Origin of the sequence: Geobacillus sp. WSUCF1, from assembly GCF_000422025.1 — a bacterium.
Lineage (GTDB): Bacteria > Bacillota > Bacilli > Bacillales > Anoxybacillaceae > Geobacillus > Geobacillus zalihae.
The window spans coordinates 1-4,037 of record NZ_ATCO01000190.1 but is presented as its reverse complement, the minus strand read 5'-3'; the positions used below and the strand labels follow the sequence as shown (position 1 = coordinate 4,037).

Annotated in this window: 2 protein-coding genes and 1 pseudogene; 2 read left to right on the top strand and 1 reads right to left on the bottom strand. The window is 56.7% G+C overall.

Features of this window, described 5'->3' with window-relative positions; genetic code table 11:
• On the bottom strand, nt 1-824 hold an 824-nt coding region (locus tag I656_RS01635; protein WP_020756582.1), incomplete at its 3' end, for an alkaline phosphatase.
• 278 nt (nt 825-1,102) lie between these two features.
• Here I656_RS01635 and I656_RS0116745 point away from each other — a divergent pair.
• Together I656_RS0116745 and I656_RS01640 are read left to right on the top strand one after the other, a co-directional pair.
• A pseudogene (locus I656_RS0116745) lies at nt 1,103-1,554 on the top strand (MarR family winged helix-turn-helix transcriptional regulator).
• Nucleotides 1,551-4,037, top strand: a 2,487-nt coding sequence (locus tag I656_RS01640; RefSeq protein WP_020756575.1) for an MMPL family transporter, incomplete at its 3' end; no start/stop codon positions are given. The pseudogene I656_RS0116745 and the gene I656_RS01640, both read left to right, overlap by 4 nt.

Here is a 4,037-nt window from a genome sequence, read left to right as displayed (position 1 = left end):
GCTTTTTTCGTCATATCAGGCAGCGGCACGACGGGATTGTACACATCCCCTTCCCCTTCCGGTCGCTGCTGGAACATTTCTTCGTTGGCAAACAGTCCAAGCAGCTTGCGGCCGGACGCTTGTTTCAGCTCATCGGCGGTGCGGACGTACGTGTAGCCGAGCTGCTTGGCGCGTTCAACCAAGTTTCCTTGCGTGCCTTTGCTTGCTTCTTCCGGATCTTCGGCTGGATGGTCGGGGTAATAGCCAGGATTTCCATTAGGATACCAGTAATCTTCCCCGCCGCCTAAAATGACGTCCACTTTCGTTTGTTCAATGTATTGCTTGGCGATGTCGCTTTGGGCAGAGCGATTGGCGGTGTGGGCGGCAAACGCGGCCGGCGTGGCGTCCGTCACTTGGGCGGTCGTGACAAGCCCTGTTGCCTTGCCGGCTTTTTTCGCTTGTTCCAAAATCGTTTCCACTGGTTTCCCTTGTCGATCAACGGAAATGGCGCCGTTGTATGTTTTCACGCCTGAGGCGATCGCGGTCGCCGCCGCAGCGGAGTCGGTGATGAATGATTTCGCGTCGGCAGAGTTCGTATGGACGAGGCCGCTGTACGGCATGCTGTCCATTTCCAATTCCCCGCTCAATCCTTTTGTAGCGAGGCGAATGGCGTTGCGATGCGCGGTGCCCATGCCATCGCCGACAAAAAGGATGACATTTTTCACTTCAGGCGGCTTCGATTGTTTCGTTGGGGCGGCCCATGCAGCTTGACTAGCATGATAAAGCGTCAGTCCGGCGCTCAGCCCGGCAATGAGCAAAGCGGTGCGGCGTTTCGATCGGAACATCGTTCTCCTCTCCTTTTTCAGATGATTTGGTCACTTTTATCGTACAAGCTGGATGTTAAGCGTTCGTGAATGCAATGTAATGGATTTGAAAAAATTTCCTCTCTATTCAGATTGGACGATAGAATGGTTTCTCCTTTGGCAACATTCCTTGTTGACTTTCTCTTTTTTCCTTGGTATCGTTACTAATAGTTCAACAGTTGAACAAAATGGATGACAGCTCTCCATCTACTGTTGAATTTGGTTGATTGTTCAATGATTGAACCATCGGAGGTGAATCAATGCCGGGACGAAACATCGATGAATGGATCGACCGCTATTTGTCCGTGTCGTTTCTCGTGATGAAACGCGGAGCGGCGCTTGTCAAAGGCAGTCTTTGCGAAGAGATGACGCACGATCAATATTATTTGCTTCGCTACATCCGCCGGCGGGGGGCGTGCACGTCAACGGAGCTCGCGGCGATGTTTGGCGTGAACAAAAGCGCGGTGACGGCGATGACGAATCGCCTCGTCGACAAAGGCTGCTGCGCCGCGACCGTGACAAGAACGACCGGCGCGTCATCGTCTTATCGCTGACGGAGCACGGGGAAGCATGGGTAGAGGAAATGGACCGCAGCGTCTATCGGCTCGTCGAAGAAGTGATCGCCCGCTTTCCAGAGGAGGAGATCGAAACATTCATCCGCACGTATGAACGGTTGGCCCGCGTGCTGCAGGAGGTGGAAGAAGCGACATGAGAGCGATCATCAAAGGAAAATGGCTCGTACTTGCGGCATGGATCGCCATCGCGGCCGTGCTCATGGCGACGGCGCCGAACATGGGCGAGCTTGTCAGGGAAAAAGGGCAGCTGAGCGTGCCGGACGGCTACTCGTCGTCATTGGCGGCCAAGCTGATCAAAGAGGCGAACAGCCAGGAAAACAAGCAAAACGAACGGTCTGCGGTGCTTGTCTTTTACCAAAAAGGCGGATTGACGGCGGATGACAAAAAAGAGATTGAACGGGCGGTAAACGCGCTCGAAAAGAAAAAAGAGGAACTTCATGTCACGAACATCGTCTCGCCGTTTGCCAACCGGGAGCTGGAAAAAGAACTCATCTCCAAAGATGGAACGACGATGCTCATTTCCGTCAGCATCGACCCGGCTGGGCGGACGGCGAAGCAATTGACCGACGCCCTGTATAAAGCAGTCGATGGCGTCAAGGTCGAGCATTATTTCACCGGCGGCTGGATGATCGATGAAGATGTCGTAACGAGCTCGCAGGAAGGCGTGAAGAAAACGGAGGGGATCACGGTCGTCTTTATTTTAATTGTGTTGCTCGCCGTGTTCCGCTCGCCGGTAGCGCCGCTCATTCCGCTGCTCGCGGTCGGGGCGACGTACGTCGTTTCGCAGTCGGTCGTGGCGTTTTTGGTCGATCAGGTCAACTTTCCGTTGTCGACGTTTACGCAGACGTTTTTAGTGGCGGTGTTGTTTGGCATTGGGACCGACTATTGCATTTTGCTGCTGAGCCGGTTTAAAGAAGAACTGGCGAAGCGCGGCGATCGGGTGGAAGCGATCGTCGCCACGTACCGGACGGCTGGGAAAACGGTGGCGGCAAGCGGCTTGGCCGTCATGATCGGCTTTGCGGCGATCGGCTTGTCGACGTTTAAGCTGTATCAATCGGCGGCGGCTGTCGCCGTCGGGGTGGCGGTCTTGCTTGCCGCCTTGATGACGCTCGTGCCGTTTTTCATGGCAGTGCTTGGCGAGAAGCTGTTTTGGCCGGTGCGCGGGAAGCTTGAGCACGGGCAAAGCCGGCTTTGGCTCGCCGCCGGTCGCTTTGCCTTCGCCCGTCCGCTTCTGGCGCTGGCGATTGTCGCCGTCGTGACCGTGCCGGTGTTGGCGACGTATGATGGCAACCTGTCGTTTGATTCCATGGAGGAGATCGGCGATCATTATCGTTCGGTCAAAGCGTTTGACATCATTGCCGATCATTTCAATCCGGGAGATGCCATGCCGACGCAGGTGGTATTGAAAAGCAAAGAGCCGCTCGATTCGGAAGAAGGACTGGCGTTAATTGAGAAAATGAGCCGTGAGATCGAAAAAGTTGACGGCGTGGCAAGCGTCCGCTCGGCGACGCGTCCGACCGGAGAGCCGATTCAGGAGCTGTATGTCACCGAACAAGCGAAACAGCTCAAAGACGGCCTCGGCGCCGGCAAAGAGGGGATTGAGAAAATCGGCGCCGGACTTGAGACGGCAAGCGAAAAATTGTCCTCGTCCGCGCCGCAGCTCAAGCAGGCGTCATCCGGCATCGGCCAGCTCGTCTCTGGAACGGAGCGGCTTGAAGACGGTCTGCGCCAGCTGCAAAACGGCCTTAGTCAAATCGAACAAGGCGTGCGTCGTGGAGCGGTGGGCGCCGGCGAGCTGCAAAACGGCTTAGTGACGCTTCGCGACAATGCGAAAAAGTTGCAGGAAGGCGCCGCGCAGCTGCTTGACGGCTACAAGCAGACGGAACAAGGGCTGTCGGCATTAAGCGGCCAGTACCGGCAAATCGAAGCGGGATTAAAGGCCGTCGCCAATCAGCTCGCCGCCGTGCAGGCGATGCTTGCGCAAGTCGAACAGGCGCACCCGGAGCTCGCGCAAGACGCCCAATATCAACGAGCGAAAATGACGGTCGCCGCCTTGTCCGAAAAGACGAACGAAATGGCGGACGGCCTCGTACAGTTGAACGGGGCGCTTGAGCAGGCGCGCGCCGGCTTGGCGAAAGCGAACGACTCGTTCGCCCAGCTTGCGGCCGGCCAAGCGGCGGTCAACGGCGGCTTGGACCGGATCATCGCCGGGCTTTCGGAGCTCGAAGCCGGGTTGACGAAAGCGGCCGACGGCCAGAAACAGGCGGTCGACCAATTGCCGCAATTCTCCCGAGGGCTTGAGCAAGTGAACGGCGGCCAGCGCCAATTGCTTGAGCATTTCTCCGCCCTTGGCGGCCAGCTCGCCCAGCTTGTAAACGGCTTGGACCAAAGCGCGTCCGGTCTGCATAAAGTGGCGGACGGCCTCGGAACGGCGGAAACGTATTTAGCCGATTTGTCATCGGCGCCGGAGAAAGACATGGCTGGCTGGCACATGCCGAAGGAAGCGCGCGAAAGCAAAGACTTTGCGCAGGCGAAAGACGCGTATATGTCAAAAGACCGGCGCATCGTGACGTTTGATGTCATTTTAAAAGAAAATCCGTATTCGACATCGGCGCTCAGC